This window comes from Pseudomonas violetae (genome assembly GCF_023072615.1).
Classification (GTDB): Bacteria; Pseudomonadota; Gammaproteobacteria; order Pseudomonadales; family Pseudomonadaceae; genus Aquipseudomonas; species Aquipseudomonas violetae.
The window spans coordinates 290,216-307,971 of the sequence record NZ_JAKNRW010000003.1 but is presented as its reverse complement, the minus strand read 5'-3'; the positions used below and the strand labels follow the sequence as shown (position 1 = coordinate 307,971).

The following is a 17,756-nucleotide window of genomic DNA, read 5'->3' as shown; positions in this document are numbered from 1 at the left end:
CGGCCTTTTCCTGACCGATCCCCTGTCATGCGTGTAGACCGTTTCCTCAGCAACCTGCCGTGCTTCAACCGCAAACAGGTGCGCCTGTTGCTGGCGGAAAAACGCGTGCGCATCGATGGCGCAGTGATCAGCGACCCGCACGCCGAAGTGCGCGAGTTCAGCCGCGTCGAAGTCGATAGCGAGATATTGCAGGCGGGCAAGCCCGTTCGTCACTACATGCTGCACAAACCGCCTGGCTGCGTCAGTGCCACCAGCGACCCGCAGCACCCGACCGTTCTCGACCTGATCCACGAGCCGGACAAAGACGACCTGCACATCGCCGGCCGCCTGGACTTCAACACCACCGGCCTGATGCTGATCACCAACGACGGCAGCTGGTCGCGGCGCCTGACCCAGCCCCAGACCAAACTGCCCAAGGTCTATTACGTCGAGACCGAGCAACTGATCGGGCCGCAATATGCGCAAAAATTCACCGAGGGCCTGTACTTCGCGTTCGAAGACCTGACCACCCTGCCCGCCGATCTGGTGGTGCTTGGCCCCAGGTCGGCACGGCTGAGCATCGTCGAAGGGCGTTATCACCAGGTGAAGCGAATGTTCGGCTATTTTGATAACAAGGTGCTGCGCCTGCACCGCGAACGCATGGGTGCCCTGGTGCTCGACGACTCCCTGAAACCGGGGGAATACCGCCCGCTGACCGCCCAAGAGATCGAAATGATCTAAGCGGCCTACCGCTGAGCAGAAGTTGTCGAACAATTTACGATTGGCACTTGCGCGATGCCGTCGCCCCTGCTTGAATCAGGTCGTCAGCCAAAATGTGACTGACGAGTCACAACATACTTCTAAGAAACTTTTTGCCGATTAGTGAACCCTCAGGTTCCGCCTCAAACCGGCAGACTGCCCGCCAATAATAATACCCGTCGACCTGCCGTACCGGATCGACATGGGCCTCACAAAATTCCAGGCATATGCCTACCTGTCACAAAGCTCGTGCAATCTCATTTGCGCGCATACCCGCTTGCCAGGAGTCTTATGACATGAGGCCAGAAATCGCTGTGCTGGATATACAAGGTCAGTATCGGGTTTACACGGAGTTCTATCGCGCAGACGCCGCAGAGAAGACCATCATCTTGGTCAACGGCTCGATGGCCACGACTGCGTCGTTTGCACAAACCGTGAAAAACCTGCATCCGCAGTTCAACGTGGTCTGCTACGACCAGCCCTACGCGGGCAAGTCGAAAGCCCACAACCTGCACGAGAAATTGCTGACCAAGGAAGTCGAAGGGCAGATCCTGCTGGAACTGATCGACCACTTCGCCGCCGAACACGTGCTGTCGTTCTCCTGGGGCGGCGCCGCCACCCTGGTGGCCCTCGCGCAACAGCCACGGCGCATCGAAAAAGCCGTGATCAGCTCGTTCTCCCCGGAGATCAACGCGCACATGCTCGACTACCTCGAGCGCGGCATCGACTACCTCGGCAGCCTTGACGGCGACCGCGTCGGCAATCTGGTCAACAGCACCATCGGCAAACACCTGCCGACGCTGTTCAAGCGCTTCAACTACCGCCACGTCAGCAGCCTGGCAGAACACGAGTACGGACAGATGCACTTCCACATCAGCGACCTGCTCAACAGCGATCGCCAGTGCTTTCTGAAAGCATCAGAAAAGATCAAGGTGCCGGTGCTGTTCATGAATGGCGAATGGGACGAATACACCGCCGCCGACGGCGCACGACTGTTCGCCAACCACGTGCAGCACAGCACCTTCACCACCCTGGAGGCGACCGGTCACTTCCTCGACATGGAACACAAAGCCGCCTGCCGCGACAGCCGTAATGCCCTGCTCGGCTTCCTCAAACCCGCGCAACATGAAAGCCGACCGCGTTACCACTACGTCCAGGATCACCATGCACTGGCAATATGAAACAGAGTCATCGCGAGCAAGCCTCTCCTCCTGTGTAGGAGCAGGGCTTGCCCGTGATTGACCGCCGCCTGGTTCTTTTGTCCGATTTCACCTGTACTAAAGCGTTGCGCTTAAAGAAAAAAACTTCATTTCCACGCGCACATCTGGTACAAAGTCAGCCGCTCTGAGCGGGTGTCGTATAATGGCATTACTCCAGCTTCCCAAGCTGATAACGAGGGTTCTTATTGGACTGCCCGCTTTGGTGAGTAAAGAAGTATCGTAATGCGGGTATAGTTTAGTGGCAAAACGAAAGCTTCCCAAGCTTTAGTTGAGGGTTCGATTCCCTCTACCCGCTCCACCCCTCCCAGCCTCAACCCCTAGTATTCCGCGCCCTACAGGGCAATTCCAACAATTAGATCCCCTCCGACTCCGCCTTCTACGCACCAGCCCTCCTCAAACCATGACAGCTGAACATCTCCATCCAGCCACCGACCACCATGGTGAGTAAAGGAGCGAGAACGGCAGCGTGAAGCAGCCCCCCATACAAACACCATGCTCCCCTCCTCGACAATCCAGTAAAGCCGCCCCAGCGAATGACCTGCATGAATTGCCCGCGACCAAAGACCATCATGGTTCGAGTCCTACCGTAAAGCTTCCGCAGCTCTGACTTTGCTCTGCCGACATGATCGCTAAACGATTCAGTACCGGGGCCATCGTCAGATTCCGGATCAGCTGACGCCCAGTAAGACTCCATCCAAGGCCTTCTAATTGAGTCATGGTGTTGCATCGAGCCCGCAATTTTCTGACTCTGGCTAAGGGATGCTCCTGCAGCGTATTCGAAGACATTGAGATACATACGCCAACTGGGCCACACGACAACCTCATCCGTGTCCTTCGACTGATGGTGTTATGCGCTGCCCCGTTGGGCTATTGGCCGGTACGGAAGACTCCGGCAAAGCATAGTGCTGAAGAATCTCAACGCCGACATCGCGCAAATACTTCTCCACCTCATGATCACGAATGGTGACCAGAACGCCGCGACTCAAACCGATCTTGGCCGCCTGCGCGACGTCGATTGCATAAGCCGCTGATGTCCTGCAGTTGCGGACAAAGTCGTTGGTGAAGTGCATGACCACTCCTTTAGCGCTCACCAACAAACCTTTGTCAGTTGTTGAAATGATGACTCCGATGAACGAGTCGAAATCTCGCGGGCCGGCAGGTTCGAATAGAACTGGTTGATGCTTGTGGTAGGTACCATCTGGAGTGACAAGCTTTGGCGGGCCGGAGACTTTTTGGCTTGAATTGATCTGCGCGATGATATCGAAATCGTCCGAGATGATCGTATGCCCTTGACCGACCGCCTCCTGGATCTGGGCTCGGCTGGCCGCAGTGGTCTCAAAGGCTTCACCGTCATGATTAAGGGCGACTGTGGGGAAATAGTTTTGGAGCTGCCTCGTGTGGAATGACCGACTATGAGCGTATGACGCCATTGCGTAGTGGCTCACGAGAATCAGTTGATCATCGGCAATAAGTCGCTCAAACAGGACGACTAGGTCGCTGGGGGTGAAAAGTTCGAAGTCGACGACGATGAAGCAGCGTCCTGTTTTACCTTGGAGTGAAGACGCCCTGTAGAATGCAGTGATCTGCTCATGGGGGAGCCTCTGGGTCAGAGCCGGGATCACGTGTTCTGAATAGGTAATTATCTCCGGGGGGCTCCAGTGAAGAGTTTGAATCAAGCCGGAATATTGCTCCAGGAGCTCTGTCAGCTCCGACGTGGCGCTGTAGCTCACCATCACCACTCGCTGGTTTACCAGTTGCCATAGCGAGTGGGAAAGGTCAGTCACAGCTCCGCTTGATTGGAGCCCGGCAAGACGTGAGTACGCGTACTCAACCTCCAATTCGCTGTAGGTCGGAAAGAAGTTTGCGGTGAGAGCTTCAAATGCCTCCCGAAGGTTGGTCTGTAGCAGTGCATGTGAGACAAGCTGAATTTTTTGCCCGTCAGACTTTATCCACTGGTTCTCAAGGCATGTGTTTAACGCCAGTTGAAACTCTGATGGGACATCGGTGCGATCACAGATGGTGCGACCTCGATCTGCTTGCTCTTGTAACCAAAGCAGCATTTCAAGCGGACTGACGGGGGCCTCGGGGACAATGCTAACTGGATACTTCAATACTGGCGCCGATCGGCTTACGAAGGGCAGCGCTGACAGAGGGGTGGATTTCAATTTCGCTGGAGCCTCGACACCGTAGCATTGGAGGTATTGCTCGGCCTGATGCTGATTCAAACCGCCCTCTATGAGCCCGGTCAGAACTTGCTGGTCTTGTCGACGGCTGGCCGCCTCATGCCATAGCAGCGACGCGTAAGGCTCATTGATCGGAGCGTACTTGTCGGTGGCATTTGGGAGGTTGATCCAATCGGAAATGGCGCCCGCATGCTGATGGATCAGCTTTTTGATCGCAGCAGGTAGGTGTTGGCCTGACCCAATCAGGCCCCGATCAACCGCGAGTCGGGTTGTCTGAGTATCGTAATCGACCGGATGCGAGTAAACGAGCTGGGGGCGCCCCGTGCGATAACTGATCCTCATCTCGTAGACACCGCCCGGCAGGACAGAAGAGACTATCTCATCTGTGTCGATGATGAGGCGCACTGTCCGGCTGCGAATAATCTCCACTACAGAAAGGATAGTTCGTCGATCCAGACGATGAAGGACGCAAAGAACGAGGTAATGTTTCATCAAAGTACCAAGGGCTTGCCGGAATGGATCAGGTCATGCATGAGCTTTAATCGAGACACTTCGGCCTTGAGCTCATGCACTTTTTTAAGTTGAATCGCCAAAGCAGTACGGAGCCCTGTTACATCGTTATTGACCTTTCGATTGTTGGTGGTCGATGTATGAACGCTAGACTTGGCATACTTCGAAAGTATTGAAATCAGGCCTTGAAGGTCGCCAGGGCCTCGGCCAGGATATAACTTCTGGCGATCAATACCGATCTCACTCGCAACCCACGACAGCTGCAAGTTACCGGCTCGCATTACCATAAATCGGTCTTCAACGACGGCGGATAGCGCCCAGGCTTTCAGCCTGATTGCTTCGTCACTAGAAGCCGTCATTTTCGAGAAGCTTTCGAGAAAAACCTCCTTTGCCTGATTCCCAGTCGAGGTAAGGTTTGCATGGTGTTGATTCGCAGATGAGGACGTCTTCCCCAACAATTGGCGCTGTGTCATAGAGTTTCCCCTCAATGATTTCGAATCCGGTAAGTGGGTGATTTAAAATTTTTTGCAGTACTAGACAAGTTTGCTCGAATTCGTAAAAGAAGTTATGTTCCTGCGTGATGAGCTTGTCAGGCGAAAGCAGGGAAGGCTTTGCTTTCAAGCCTGCCCTATAGGCATCCTCAATCATTGCCAAGTTAACTTTCGCCTCTTGAAGCTGCCTTTCTAGGACTTCATATGGCACTTTGTTGGATCCGACACCTAGTTGAGTGGCAAACTTCTCAAGGATTTGCCGATGTTTTCCCTGATTTCCAGATTTTCCGGTCTTGGGTTTCACCAGAAAAAGAGACCTATCGTATCCCAGTGCTTCACCCAGTTTCGTGGCCAGCATGGAGATGTTTTTGAAAGTCTTCCGCTCCTCTACCCACGACGCCAGGGTGAATTCCATACGCTGGAGGGTCATCTCAAGCTGCAGTTCCTGCGAAGTGGTTAGGTTTGTCTTTGCTCCACTCATGCTGCGAGTCCGATGCCTTTGACTCCAGCTTCCTGCACTCGAGTTGAAAGCTCTTGGAAAGTAATGCCTGTGTTAGTCAGCATGAATATAATTTGGTTTGCTATAATGTCCCTCTCTTCAGGACTCGCTAGGGCAATAGACATTAAGTGCGGGGAAGATGCGAATTTTTTTAATCGAATTAAATAGTTGTCGGCGCTAAAAGCGGGATACTCTCGCCCATCGATAATATTAGCGAGGAAGCGTTGAACAGGATGGTTGTTATCAAATTCGTGGCTACAATTACGAAAATCTCCAAAGCGGGAAATATACTTAGTCTTGTATTCCTCGCTTTCCATGTGTTGATTAAGAATTTGTCGAGCCTGCTCATAGCCAGCCAACTCCAGCTTTCGAATTGTCAATAGATGATGCAGATCTTGTAAGTCTTGTGAGCCAGCTTGTGAAGTAGCCACCAGAGGAATTCTCTCTCGCAATGCTTCACATTCATCGATAAGCGAGCGCATCTTTGCGTTAATGGCTGGGAGGTGACTCACGCCATATACCGCATGCGGACAAAGTCCACATGTTTTTGGGGATTTAGTGAACGCCAACAAATTGTTCGAACATTTTCCGTTGAGCATGCATGCGCAGGTTTGGTACCAGCCAATCTCTGTCACATTCTTGACCTTGATGAGGTCGAGCCCCATTTGATCTGTTTCTACCACTGCAGAGGCTAGGCTAATTAACCCTTGGGCTTTTGCAGTTTCAGTGATATTAGACTGCCAAGAGGCTTGCAGGTCGCCCTGAGCCTTTATCGAAGGCTGCACGCCCCAAAGTACATCCCAACTTGCTTGTTGAGTTTTGGCTTCGGCTGCTCTTATATGCTCTTCTGTTTGCTGGAGAGTAGGGGCCGTATAATGAACGGTAGTCTTGGGATTGGCATGCCCCACCTGTTGCCCAGTGAGTGCGAAAGGTAGATGCCCATAAATTGTCATGTACGTAATCCATGTTGCGCGTAGCGCATGTGGAGTGTGTACTGCCAATAACTTTCCCTGCGAGTTAGGCACTGTGAACTCATGCGCTCTTTCGCTTGGAACGATTGAATTGTAAATGGATTGTATGCCAATGAGTATTTCCACCCACTTATCGGCGTAATAGGTATCAGAAAATGGAAGTCCTGATTTGTTAAAAGGGCTCCTGAACAAAGGATATATTTCTCCGTAATTTTTATCTTTCTTGTTATTTTCGTAATAGACGGGGCCGACCGGCTTGTGTGACCAAGAGTTTTGAAAGCGACGTTCGTCGAGCAAGCAATTGAAGACTTCTGATGAAAGAGTGACAGGCCTAGAATTGCCATTTTTGTCTGTATTTACATATAAGACGTTATATCCAAGGACGCAACTTGATGCGTCGTAAAATTTGTCAAAGCTTCGTATATCCAACCATTGACAATTCTGAAGTCGCAATCCTCCATACATCGCCACAGTCAACATCCGAATGCTGGAGAGCCAAGGCATCCATAAAATATTACCGTTATCCGAATATTTACCTTGGTGCCAAGCATACGCATTTACAATTCGATCAAGCTTTATTTCTTTCACAATATCTCCCGTATTGGGATTTATTAGCTTGATGGTATACACAATATCGACATCTTGGAGTTCGATCCAATCCGAACTCTTGATTTTCTCTTGAACTATTCTTGGGATTGTTCCGCACAAGATTTTGTCTCGGATCTCTCGTCCGATCAGGTCAATAGCTAACATGTATTCTTTTGCGATGGGTACCGAAGCTAGCGGAAGCACAACTTTATCTGTTTTTGTTCTGGCTCCACTTCCAGGCGAGTCGAGCCTAGGGGAAACTGGGTTGACGAGCATGTCATCGATGAGCGGTTCGCCATCGATATAAATATCTCGCCCCGAAAACATTGCAACGTCGAAAAATAGGTGGATGCTGGATATAAATGCTGCGATCGTTTTTTGGCTGTAGCACGTAAGATAAAAATCCAGAGCGGTCAGGGGCATGTTTTTTATCTTGCTCAACTCATTCTGGGGCGTGTTGCTTTCAGAACTCGACAGGTCTACAACGAATTTATTGTTCCAATATATTGTTCGGTAAAAATCCGTCAGGAATCGAGGAATCTCAATCAGTGAGTTTTCATTAGCCTCTCGCCAAAGGGGAAGATAACAAAAAAGATAATCCATAAGGAGCGCCACATGGACGCCGTATTGCGCTCTTGTTCGCGCCCCAACTTCCTTTTTGTCGAGATAACTATCAAAAAGCAGGATGGCTGCTCGCCAGTGGCCCGAAAGGGTTTCGATGTCAATATGCTCTAGCCCGATGTACGCTCCGTTAGCTAACCAAGAGAAGTTTTTTGCGACCCGCACCACGGATTTCCGGGTAAGTACCGCTAGCGCTTCTGGGCTCAAATCATCTGCTTCGGCATGAAGAACTTTTCGGGCCTCTATCGCTTCTTCCTTTCGCAGTAGAGTTTGCCGAGCATGGTTTTCGTGGGTTCGCTTCTGAGCCCTGAGGCGCTCGCGCTCTTTGGGCGTCATTTCTAGCCAAGCCTCAGAGTTGGCGCCCCACATTTCCCTGAAAGATTCGAAATCTTGACGATTTTCAAGTGCAGTAAAGCTCCGAGACTTTTGCTGCAAGTGTTGATGGTACTTTTCAAGATGAAAGCATTGATCGGCTGATACAACTTGCGGAAAAGTTTCAGAAATGAGCTTTACGAAACTTAAATAGCTGAACTCTAGATTTCCTCCCGCTCCTGACTTTTTGATATCTGTTTGCGCGTCAATTACCTTTGGCGCTACCTCCCAGAGTTCTTGGAATAAAATATCTTTTAGGCCATGCCAGTTGGTTCGATACTGGAAAGAGCGAGCAGATTTAGATAAAGATGGTGCGTCCTTCGTGAGGCTGTACACAAATCCTTGGGTTTTTTCTTTGAGCTCAGGATATTTTTGCCAAGCTCCGTCAGTCCTAAAAGAGAATGGCAGTGTTAGAGCGCCTTCAGACCAAAGAATCGCAAACATCGCCCGAAGAGGCGCTTTAAGGCCTTCGATATCGGCGATGTAGTTCGGAGTGAGTCCAGTGACTTTCTTATATAGACTCTTCAGGTAATAAATAGACGTGCTGGGTGTGGTCGTGATGGTGTAAAGGACATCTAGGGTGTCAAAATTGAAGAGTTCAATGTTCGTTTTCTGTGCCAGAATGCAAAGGGCAATACGCGAACGAAATTGGTGACTATGAATTTCGTCTACGGGCCCGCCGTTATATTGCGCGTTGATTGCCGTGATAGATTCAAGGTTTCTTAATATATCAATCGATCTGCTTACATTTCCCGTGTCTGTCCAGATGATTTTCTCTGAAGTATTGATCATCAAGCAGCCCTCGCCATGAGTTCGTCAGCGAGTCTAGCGTACGTTTGCCCTCTGACCAGATCTGCGCTATAGCTGGAACTCCAGCAATGAACGAGTTGGTTGGCTGCGGCAATTTCAGCAGCTATATTCATTGCATCAAGACGCGCATAGCGCTCAGTCGACTTAATGTCCTTATGACCCATTAAAAGTTGAATCTCGGAGAGTTCAAGCCCAATACGGCTACGCCCAGGAATATGGACGCAGTTGCGGGCCCAGTTTCCATAGAAATGACGAAGACTATGAGAAGTAAAGAGCTTGATACCGTCCATCGTCATGCCAAACGATCTTTGGATGTTTTTAAGCGTCTCGTTGTAGGCCTTGGTCACGCTGTTAAACTTTTCCGAGAGTATGATTGGTTCTCCATAACTCCCAGGCTTTTCTGACACGAATAAAAAGTCGGATGAAGATGCTGGACGTTCCGCTCGGTATTGGTCTAGGGCCTCAAAAAAAATGCTCTTGTAAGGCTCGAACATGATGACGGAGGTGGTCTGACGCCCCTTGAACGGAAGCGCTGATCCATCTCTCTTCTTGGATGGGTCACGCTGGTTATCCGGATCTTCAATTTGAATAGTCCTGTTCTTGCGATGAATGTCGGTTAACTTGATGAGAAATGCTTCAGAAATCCTTAAGCCGCCGCCTGCCTGCAGTGCCCACAGGCAGCGGTATAGCGCACTTGGTGCACTGCGAAGTAGGCTCAGGATATGACGTGTAGGGAAGTCTCGCGTTGAGTCATCTCGTTCTAACTTGGGGCTTGGGATCCCCCCAGGAGCGAATGCAAAATCAGATCTGCGCGCGCCGTACTGAAGAGTGTTTTCGAGGATTTTGCCCCGTTCTGACTGGCTCCGTCTTCTTGGTTTTACAGCGGGGAGAGTGAGTAGCGGAACTGGTTTTCCTCCGAAAAGGATGCTCGTAAACGACGCCGTGTCATGGATCAGCGTGGTGCTGGCATGCAAAAAATGATTGACCGCTGCTATATATCGGGCGGCGGCGACCTTGCTTACTGGTTTGCGATTGAGTGCTTTTGCAGCGCGTCTGACGATGAAGTCTTTGCTGTTTTCGGCCTCGGTCAGATAATTCTGATACTGACAGATGGTTATGTTTGCTGCCTTAGGGGTAAGGCACCGATCCCCTAAGACGCCGGTTTCGTAGCAGTAGTCTAAGAAATGTGCCACATCGGGACAGTACAGGTGGGGAGTACTGGCGCCGCTTGATTGGTACAGGCTGTTGAACAACAGATCCGAGTAGGTGTTGAACACGTCAACAGGTCGGCCCGTTGCAATCTCATACAGGCGTGGGATGCCTCGGTCGATCAGGCGCACGTTTTTCACAGGCTAACTCCCCGTTTGACTTGGTGGGCAGTTGCTTCCTTAGACGTACGCGGCCTATCGCTAGACTTTCGTGGGAGACGATCCTCAGTGGCCAGCAGGGAGATCGGGCTGCCGAGGCATGAGGGAAGGTGAGGCGCATGCGGGGAGTGGCGAAGAAGCGAAACATTAAACATATATTGACAACCTATTACACAAGGAGTATGCTTTGAGAAATTTATTATACGTTGTAACTATGTCTTTTTTGAAGGTCTGGTTTACGTTGCCTGTCGATTGGCTTCGTCGGCTTGGGTCGAGAGGCTTTGGCTTGGGGGTGTGGCTGTTTGTTGAAGCGGACGGGGCGGTACGCTGGGGCGAAGAGCTGTGACCGACCATTTCGCTAAACGTGACCGTTTATCCTGTTCCGAAACAGCCGGTCACGCCTTAGGGAAACACCCTCCACACTGTTGCGCATGACCTGACACGCCACCTCCCCAGCCCCATTTCCGGGAGTCAAAAGGTGGCGGCGCAGCAAGTAGCCATGCGTAATATCAAAGAATGCCTGCGACTCAAGTTCGAGGCCAACCCGTCCCACGAACACCGCCCGCTCCCTGTAACCGTCCAAGGGCGTCGTCAGCAAGTACATCAATGCGGCGCGCGACCCTATATCGAGTGAGCCATGATTGAAGTCTGATGTAGGCCAAGCGAATGGATTAACCGCACCTACACTTCGCTCTTCTTTCTTGGGATAGGATCATGACAATGCCAACCCTTCCTGCGGTCGATGCCAGTGATGACGAGTGGCACGCTTTTTCAGCGCAACGCTGTGATGAGCTCATACCGTATCTGGCAGAGTTCATCCTGGATCGGTTCAACTACAAGGCCAGGTACGTTCAGCAACGCCTCTGGAGATCATTCGGAACCGTCTCCGCTTTTACAAGGCAGTACGACCTCTACTTCCGGATGTTCTTAAAATCCCAGGAATTCTGGCCCCGTGAATGCCTTGTGCTGGCTCGTATAGGATTCAAGCAGCAACGGGTTGGCCATGGTCGGGCGTTGGTGGAGCTGCTTGTAGATTTGGCGCCGAAATTCGGCTATCGATATCTGGCGGTCGAATGCGCCAATGCCAACGCATCTGCGTTCGCGGAACGGCTGGGATTCACACCCTATGAAAATAGGCGACATTGGATTGGATCGGTAACAGCTATTCAAAAGGCTCTTGATCGACAGACCGGCTGATCATCTGCTTGTGGCGTAGTTTTGTACCACCTCGTGAACTGATCATGGCGCGCTTGTAGCTTTCGATGACAGGTGGAAATAACCCAAGACGTTACAGCTGATGCACGGGATATTCTCTCGGGTCGATATGGAGGCAATGTCCGAATTGAGGGCGTTGCGCCTGAGTTCGGCACGCTCACAGCACATTGGGAAAGTGCTCCCAGCACGCCGGCGAATAGTATGAGATCCCACCTCTGTGAAACGTGTGTTTTGCCCAGCTATCGGCCATCAAACGTGAGCGATGGGCTCAAGTAAGGTTTACTGATGAAGCAGACCAGATCCTTCGCGGTGACACGTTTGGCTTGGCAACTCAACGCGGTCTTCCAGGGAAGCCGGACAAGTGACCTCGAGGAACTCTGAGCTACCTCCGACGTATATCTACTATTCGACACCAGGACGCTGATGAACGAGCTTCGAACTGCCGCCACTGTAGGAGTGCGAAGTCTTTCACATAAGCGCCTTAAAACCCAATTACACACCCATTTACACCCATTTGACGCTAGCTGAACCCTACGGAGTGTCCGGCTCAATAAAGCGTCACACCGAGCCGGGCCTCACGGGCCCGAAGTAGCGATAGCAACAATCAACCTCTGATCTGCCATTCTGAGTGAAGCGTGCGTTGAAACTAAGCTAGGACTCCTCTCTCCAGTCGACCGATATGATCGAGCACAGCTTCAGTTTCGGCTCTAGTTCCCAACATTTCCAATGGACGCTTCGATCCCAGGCCACGAACCGGCGAGGTCATCCAATCCTTCGCCGCGCCGACGTCGCTCTCGAACAGGGCAAGGGCTACTTGAAAGACAGCGATCAAGGAAACCAAGCGATCGCTTTCGATAGTGCTAAAACGACCTGCTTTCGCCCGGCGTGCCAACGTTTGGGGAGATACCCAAATAGCCTTAGCAATCACCTCTCGCTTGATCTGAAGAAGGTTCGCTATCTGGTCGAGAAATTCGAAAGGTAGTCCAGTGCGAACGAGGTCAAAAAGCGTGGCGCCGCGCGATGGCAATCCCAAGGCTGTCCAAATACTTCCTGAGATTGACTCCTCAGGTTGGTACTCTTTCACCGATGTCAGCACTCGCACCTCCGTCTACCGAGACTGCCGCAGCCGCACTCCAGGCAATGCATAGCTGAACGCTCTGAAAGTCGCCCGAGAAGCTAATATCGAGCCGGGCCCAGTTGCCCCGAAGGAGCGATCTCACCACCAACGTCACTTCACACCACAGCTTAGCTATGGGCAAGCGATTAGTCGGACGCAAATGATTTGAACACAACCTTCCCTATCGACGCTCGTGAGTTCTACCAGACGGAAGTCGCGCTTGGCATACACCATAGCGCAGGCCTACTGGCAGTCAAAGAGAGATCTATCATGGCCTCATGTATGTTGAAATTGATGGCTGCATCCTGCAACAGCCGTAGTTAGGATCGCGGTAAACGTCGATGACTTCAGCTGCTTGTGCCGCTCCGGTCATGAGTAGTTCGTGAACGCAGCGATACGCAGACTGGTTTTCATGGGAGTTCTCCAGTTTAAAAATAATGCTTACCGGCAGCAGCAACCACCGCCGTTCCTGCCACAACCTGAGGTTTTCTTACTCGCTACGCTTTCCACTGTCGCCAGCTGTGCTGGATAGCCCGCGTTCTCCAGGGCTGTAAGCAGCGCATGGCTGTCCGAATCGCCGCTGACCTTCACCCGTCCGGCTTGTAGATCCACTGTTACGTCACTGACTCCTTCAAGTGGGCGTAGCGCTTCAGTGACATGTTTGACACATGAGCCACAGCTCATGCCTTGGACTTGCAGTTCAACAGCTTTCATTGGTGACTCCTCACAACAAAATTGATCATGGAAAGACTGACGCATGAGGCTTTTCTGCGGCGTTGGCTTATCCTCAACCTTGCTGCCATGGCAAGGTCAAGCGGTCGTTTTCACTCAATCAATGGAAGCCTGGCGCAGACGCAAGGCGTTGAATACTACCGACGCCGAGCTCACGCTCATGGCCAGTGCGGCAATGAGCGGTGACAGAAGGTGACCGGTAAGTGGATAGAACAAGCCGGCAGCCAGTGGGATACCCATGGCGTTGTAGAGGAAGGCGAAGGTCAGGTTCTGGTGCATATTTCTCACCGTTGCGACTGACAGGCTGCGAGCACGCAGGATACCGAGCAGATCCCCCTTGACCAGGGTGACCTGAGCGCTGTTCATCGCCACGTCAGTGCCAGTGCCCATGGCGATACCTATATCAGCGCGAGCCAGTGCGGGGGCATCATTAATGCCGTCGCCAGCCATCGCCACCCGGTGTCCGGCTTGTTGCAGAGATGCCACCAGACGCTCTTTATCTTGCGGTTTGACCTCGCCGTGAACCTCCTCGATGCCCAACTGGCGAGCTACCGAGCGAGCAGTCGTAAGGCCGTCGCCAGTGGCCATGATGACCTTGACGCCATCCGCCTGCAGACGCTCGACGGCCAGCTTCGTGGTGGGTTTGATGGGGTCGGCAACAGCCAGCAAACCCGCCAGGGCGCCATCGACTGCCAGGTACATGATGCTCGTACCGTCGCCGCGTAGCTTCTCGGCATGTGCTTGCAAGCTATCGGTGGAAACGCCCGCCTCCTGCATCAACGCGGTATTGCCTAGCATCAGGCGGCGACCCTCCACCTGACCGCTTACGCCGATACCTGAGGCTGACTCGAAGGTTTCAGGCGTGACCAGTTTTAGCCCTGCGGCACGAGCCTGCTCGACGATGGCGTGGGCCAATGGATGCTCACTGCCCTGATCGAGACTTGCGGCTAGGCGCAACACTTCATCCTGAGTAAATCCGGGTACGGCCTCGACGCTATGGAACGCTGGTCGACCTTCAGTGAGGGTGCCAGTTTTGTCGACTATCAAGATGTCTATCTTGCGCAGGTTTTCGATGGCGGCGGCATCGCGAAACAATACGCCGCTGCCAGCAGCCTTCCCGGTGGCGACCATGACTGACATCGGTGTCGCTAGGCCAAGGGCACAGGGACAGGCAATGATCATGACCGCGACAGCGTTGATCAGTCCGAACACCCAACTTGGCTCGGGCCCCCACAGCCCCCAACCGAGTAGCGTCAGCGCGGCGATAGCAATCACAACGATCACGAAGTAACTGGCAATCACGTCTGCCAGCCGTTGCATCGGCGCTTTTGAGCGCTGTGCCTGCACAACCATCTGCACAATCTGTGCGAGCAGGGTCGCCGACCCTATCTTCTGCGCCTGCATCAACAGACTGCCGTGAATGTTGAGGGTGGCTCCGATCAGTGCGTCGCCGGCCCTTTTCATTATTGGTATTGGCTCGCCGGTGAGCATCGACTCATCTACAGCGCTTTCGCCTTGCAAGACCTGGCCGTCGACAGGCACTTTTTCGCCCGGACGCACACGTAATGTGTCGCCGCTGTGTACGTGTGTCAGAGGGATGTCTTCTTCCGTGCCATTGGCATTGATCCGTCGGGCAGTTTTGGGTGCAAGTCCAAGCAGCGACTTGATGGCAGCCGAGGTTTGCGAGCGAGCCTTGAGTTCAAGCATCTGGCCGAGAAGGGTCAGTGAAATGATCACAGCCGCCGCTTCGAAGTACACACCGATGCGACCCTCCATCATGAAGTTGCTGGGGAATACATCGGGGGTCAGGGTGGCCACGACGCTGTAAAGGAAGGCCGCCGCCGTGCCGAGGCCGATTAGCGTCCACATGTTCGGACTTCGCTGAATCACCGAACGCACACCGCGCACATAAAACGGCCAGCCAGCCCACAGCACGACGGGTGTAGCCAATCCCAGCTCGACCCAATTTTGCGTGGTGCCATGGAACAGCTCCAGGGCATGGCCACCCATAGCCAGCACGGTGACGATCACTGTCAGTGGCAATGTCCACCAGAAGCGCCGGGTGAAGTCCTTGAGTTCTAAGTTCTCTTCTTCCTCCAATTCGGGAATCACCGGCTCTAAGGTCATGCCGCACTTAGAGCAGACGCCGGGGCCGATCTGGCGAATTTCCGGATGCATGGGACATGTGTATTCAGCGGCACCCGTTAACGGTTCTGTTGTTGTCTGAGGGACTGGTTCGATTTTCAGTTGAGATATTCGATAACGCTCGGGCGCTGCCCTGAAGGTCGTTTGGCATTTCTGGCTGCAGAACCGGTAGTTTTGCCCCTCATATTCCGTGCTGAACTGGCTGTCGTTACTCACGGTCATGCCACATACCGGGTCATGGGAGCCAGTGGCTTGGGGTTCAGAGTTCTGTATTGGGCCGTGCTCTTGACGAACCTCAGGGGTGTGCATGAGCTAACTCCTGTTCGCATCCTTGGTTGAGACTGAGGTTTCGCCGTGATGATTGTGACCACCGTGGTGGTGCCCGAAAAAATGCATCAGCGGGCACAACAGCAAAATCATATAAGGCAGTAAACCCAGCATATGGCCGTAGTGTTCTCTTGCCAGATAGAACAGCACGATCACCAGCAGCATACCCAGCGCTATGCCGGGTTTGCTCCTCCAAAATGTTGGAGAGGTGTTAGCGGAATGTGGCGAATTCATCATGGTTCTGTACTCCTGAGGGAGTGCGGTTTAGTGATACGTCGTAAAGGTGCAACGGGCGGCAGTTTTACCCTTGGCATATTGGTTAAGGTAAAACCGTCGCTGCATTGCCTACAGGCTTGTGCACGTCACTTGCTCATCGGCATGTTCATCATGCTCGTTTGCTGATCCATCATTTTCATCATCATGTTCATCATTCCCATCTCCATGCCGTCTTTGTTGCCGTCCATGCCCATGCCCATGCCCATGCCCTTGCCATGACAGTTCTTATGCATCATGGCCATGCTGTCCTTCATCGTCTTCATGCTCTCCTGCATGGCGGCGTGTCGCTCGGCAGGGGTCTTGGCGGCGGCTGCCTTGTCGTGTGCAGCCTGCATTTTTTGCATTTGCTCGGTCATGACATTGTTTTGCATCGGCGTAGCTGCTTCGCTTGTCTCGGCGGGCGCGGTCTGCCCCGCCGGGTGATGCTCATCGACTGCCGAGGCGATAAGTGGGCTGCTCACGAGCAGGGTGGCGAGGATCAATTTCAATGTGGCATGCATGGCAATCTCCAAAGGGTCAGGACAACTCAGGTAATACCAAGCCGCGCCAGGTTGGCGCAGTCAGACAGTGCGCCGAAGATCGGCGCGCAGAAGGTCGGATTAATCGTTGAAACGAACGAAAATCAGGCGGGCAGGAGGTCTGGCGGGTACAGGGCGTCGTAATGCAAGAAAGGCAAAAGCGGAGGGATTGGCGGGATACAAAATCAGCAACGCTGGGATAAGGAGCAGAAACGTCCAACTGAACAGATCAAATGTTTGAAGATGGAGCGAAGGACTTACAGCTATCGCCGCATCGGCGCAGTGCTGAAGGCAGCCGAGGGCATGGGCGTCGTGGCTATCGTGATCTTGCGCGGTGTTCAGCGAGACATGCGTTGTAGCCGGATTGTGGCTGGGCTGTGCCAGACATCCCTGGGTCGCTGCCAGACCAAACGCTAACACCCACAGCACGATGGCGAGGCGTATGAACGTTGGTTGACGATGGCGAAACCAGAACATGGAGAATCTCCGGTACTGATTAGCGGATCTTGATTCTTCAACATACGCCACATTGAAGTGCCACGGTTGATCTACATCAATTTATGCAGCCGGCTGTCGGTTCTGTGATGCGGTCAAATTTTATGAAGCCCGTCCATCTTTCAGATGTTGAGTTTCTCCGTGTGCTGTCAAAAGTGTAATCACCGGCTAAGCGTGCTGACAGGTACGTCCCCTCATCATCCTCATCGAGCTGACGCTCAAACTCTCTGGTTTCATCGAGAGTCAATTCCTTGAAGGAGATGCACTATGAAAGCAACCAACGTTGTGATTCTTACACTCAGTTTGGCTATCTCGTCCCTGGCCTTTGCCGAAGGTGGCGGCGACCGTGCGGTTGAGCGCATGGAACGAGCTCGCGAGACGGCAATGGCCACCACCAAACCCGTCTCACAAGCGCAAGTGCAAGAGGATATTGCACAGGAAAAGCCCACGGCTGAAGAGCAGAAGCATCAATGCTGAGCCGCCCAGCTTACGGAAATGTAATCACCCCGTTTGCTGGCTTATGGCATCTTCCGATGTATCAAGCGCTCTAGCTATCCAAAG

The 17,756-nt window shown here is 52.7% G+C and carries 15 protein-coding genes and 1 tRNA gene; 5 read left to right on the top strand and 11 right to left on the bottom strand.

The features are described from left to right. Positions 1-27: 27 nt before the first annotated feature. From L9059_RS05840 to L9059_RS05830, 3 genes are all read left to right on the top strand, one after another. On the top strand, positions 28-720 hold the full coding sequence (locus tag L9059_RS05840) for a 16S rRNA pseudouridine(516) synthase (RefSeq protein ID WP_247289116.1): 693 nt from the start codon (positions 28-30) through the stop codon (positions 718-720). Between the two features lie 314 nt (positions 721-1,034). Continuing rightward, positions 1,035-1,919, top strand: coding sequence for an alpha/beta fold hydrolase (locus L9059_RS05835; protein WP_247289114.1), 885 nt, complete (start codon positions 1,035-1,037; stop codon positions 1,917-1,919). A 263-nt stretch (positions 1,920-2,182) separates the two neighbouring features. Next, positions 2,183-2,256: transfer RNA gene (locus L9059_RS05830), tRNA-Gly, on the top strand. A gap of 523 nt (positions 2,257-2,779) precedes the next feature. Here L9059_RS05830 and L9059_RS05825 read toward each other — a convergent pair. Genes L9059_RS05825 through L9059_RS05805 form a run of 5 tightly spaced genes read right to left on the bottom strand, consistent with a single transcriptional unit; the run spans position 2,780 to position 10,352 of the window. After that, entirely contained in the window at positions 2,780-4,633 is a 1,854-nt protein-coding gene (locus tag L9059_RS05825; protein ID WP_247289112.1) for a hypothetical protein, read from the bottom strand. Beyond that, positions 4,633-5,010: a hypothetical protein gene (locus L9059_RS05820; protein ID WP_247289111.1), complete on the bottom strand. Its 378-nt coding sequence runs from the start codon at positions 5,008-5,010 to the stop codon at positions 4,633-4,635. The genes L9059_RS05825 and L9059_RS05820 overlap by 1 nt, the downstream gene beginning before the upstream one ends. Continuing rightward, complete coding sequence (locus tag L9059_RS05815) at positions 4,997-5,623, bottom strand: hypothetical protein (protein ID WP_247289110.1); 627 nt, start codon at positions 5,621-5,623, stop codon at positions 4,997-4,999. The genes L9059_RS05820 and L9059_RS05815 overlap by 14 nt, the downstream gene beginning before the upstream one ends. Next, the gene (locus L9059_RS05810; protein WP_247289109.1) at positions 5,620-8,985 is read right to left on the bottom strand and encodes a site-specific integrase; all 3,366 of its coding nucleotides are present in this window, start codon (positions 8,983-8,985) and stop codon (positions 5,620-5,622) included. Before L9059_RS05810 ends, L9059_RS05815 begins: the two co-directional genes overlap by 4 nt. Continuing rightward, complete coding sequence (locus L9059_RS05805; protein WP_247289105.1) at positions 8,985-10,352, bottom strand: tyrosine-type recombinase/integrase; 1,368 nt, start codon at positions 10,350-10,352, stop codon at positions 8,985-8,987. The genes L9059_RS05810 and L9059_RS05805 overlap by 1 nt, the downstream gene beginning before the upstream one ends. A 732-nt stretch (positions 10,353-11,084) precedes the next feature. Between L9059_RS05805 and L9059_RS05800 the strand changes: the two genes are divergently transcribed. Beyond that, a complete protein-coding gene (locus L9059_RS05800; RefSeq protein ID WP_247289103.1) occupies positions 11,085-11,567 on the top strand; it encodes a GNAT family N-acetyltransferase in 483 nt (160 codons plus the stop codon). 664 nt (positions 11,568-12,231) lie between these two features. Here L9059_RS05800 and parS read toward each other — a convergent pair. From parS to L9059_RS05770, 6 genes are all read right to left on the bottom strand, one after another. After that, on the bottom strand, positions 12,232-12,681 hold the full coding sequence (gene parS / locus L9059_RS05795; protein ID WP_247289102.1) for a type II RES/Xre toxin-antitoxin system antitoxin: 450 nt from the start codon (positions 12,679-12,681) through the stop codon (positions 12,232-12,234). A 462-nt stretch (positions 12,682-13,143) separates the two neighbouring features. After that, positions 13,144-13,416 (bottom strand): heavy-metal-associated domain-containing protein, encoded by a 273-nt coding sequence (locus tag L9059_RS05790; RefSeq protein WP_247289099.1) that lies wholly within the window; start codon positions 13,414-13,416, stop codon positions 13,144-13,146. Positions 13,417-13,530: 114 nt separating this feature from the next. Further along, positions 13,531-15,801 carry a heavy metal translocating P-type ATPase gene (locus L9059_RS05785; RefSeq protein ID WP_247289460.1) on the bottom strand — a complete coding sequence of 757 codons (2,271 nt, stop codon included), beginning with the start codon at positions 15,799-15,801 and terminating at the stop codon, positions 13,531-13,533. A gap of 90 nt (positions 15,802-15,891) precedes the next feature. Beyond that, the gene (locus L9059_RS05780; RefSeq protein ID WP_075948124.1) at positions 15,892-16,143 is read right to left on the bottom strand and encodes a DUF2933 domain-containing protein; all 252 of its coding nucleotides are present in this window, start codon (positions 16,141-16,143) and stop codon (positions 15,892-15,894) included. A 125-nt stretch (positions 16,144-16,268) separates the two neighbouring features. Beyond that, positions 16,269-16,682, bottom strand: coding sequence for a hypothetical protein (locus L9059_RS05775; RefSeq protein ID WP_247289097.1), 414 nt, complete (start codon positions 16,680-16,682; stop codon positions 16,269-16,271). 99 nt (positions 16,683-16,781) lie between these two features. After that, the gene (locus tag L9059_RS05770; RefSeq protein WP_247289095.1) at positions 16,782-17,177 is read right to left on the bottom strand and encodes a hypothetical protein; all 396 of its coding nucleotides are present in this window, start codon (positions 17,175-17,177) and stop codon (positions 16,782-16,784) included. A 285-nt stretch (positions 17,178-17,462) separates the two neighbouring features. On the opposite strand from L9059_RS05770, the gene L9059_RS05765 reads away from it, so the two are divergent. After that, entirely contained in the window at positions 17,463-17,672 is a 210-nt protein-coding gene (locus L9059_RS05765) for a co-regulatory protein PtrA N-terminal domain-containing protein (RefSeq protein ID WP_075948121.1), read from the top strand. The last annotated feature ends 84 nt before the right edge of the window (positions 17,673-17,756 follow it).

Excerpts from the sequence above, each read along its gene's own strand:
- L9059_RS05765 (WP_075948121.1), top strand. The coding sequence starts at position 17,463 with ATGAAAGCAACCAACGTTGTGATTCTTACACTCAGTTTGGCTATCTCG.
- L9059_RS05775 (WP_247289097.1), bottom strand. The coding sequence starts at position 16,682 with ATGCATGCCACATTGAAATTGATCCTCGCCACCCTGCTCGTGAGCAGC.
- L9059_RS05840 (WP_247289116.1), top strand. The coding sequence starts at position 28 with ATGCGTGTAGACCGTTTCCTCAGCAACCTGCCGTGCTTCAACCGCAAA.
- L9059_RS05770 (WP_247289095.1), bottom strand. The coding sequence starts at position 17,177 with ATGTTCTGGTTTCGCCATCGTCAACCAACGTTCATACGCCTCGCCATC.
- L9059_RS05785 (WP_247289460.1), bottom strand. The coding sequence starts at position 15,801 with ATGACCGTGAGTAACGACAGCCAGTTCAGCACGGAATATGAGGGGCAA.
- L9059_RS05810 (WP_247289109.1), bottom strand. The coding sequence starts at position 8,985 with ATGATCAATACTTCAGAGAAAATCATCTGGACAGACACGGGAAATGTA.
- L9059_RS05820 (WP_247289111.1), bottom strand. The coding sequence starts at position 5,010 with ATGACGGCTTCTAGTGACGAAGCAATCAGGCTGAAAGCCTGGGCGCTA.
- L9059_RS05815 (WP_247289110.1), bottom strand. The coding sequence starts at position 5,623 with ATGAGTGGAGCAAAGACAAACCTAACCACTTCGCAGGAACTGCAGCTT.
- L9059_RS05780 (WP_075948124.1), bottom strand. The coding sequence starts at position 16,143 with ATGATGAATTCGCCACATTCCGCTAACACCTCTCCAACATTTTGGAGG.
- L9059_RS05800 (WP_247289103.1), top strand. The coding sequence starts at position 11,085 with ATGACAATGCCAACCCTTCCTGCGGTCGATGCCAGTGATGACGAGTGG.
- L9059_RS05790 (WP_247289099.1), bottom strand. The coding sequence starts at position 13,416 with ATGAAAGCTGTTGAACTGCAAGTCCAAGGCATGAGCTGTGGCTCATGT.
- L9059_RS05825 (WP_247289112.1), bottom strand. The coding sequence starts at position 4,633 with ATGAAACATTACCTCGTTCTTTGCGTCCTTCATCGTCTGGATCGACGA.
- L9059_RS05835 (WP_247289114.1), top strand. The coding sequence starts at position 1,035 with ATGAGGCCAGAAATCGCTGTGCTGGATATACAAGGTCAGTATCGGGTT.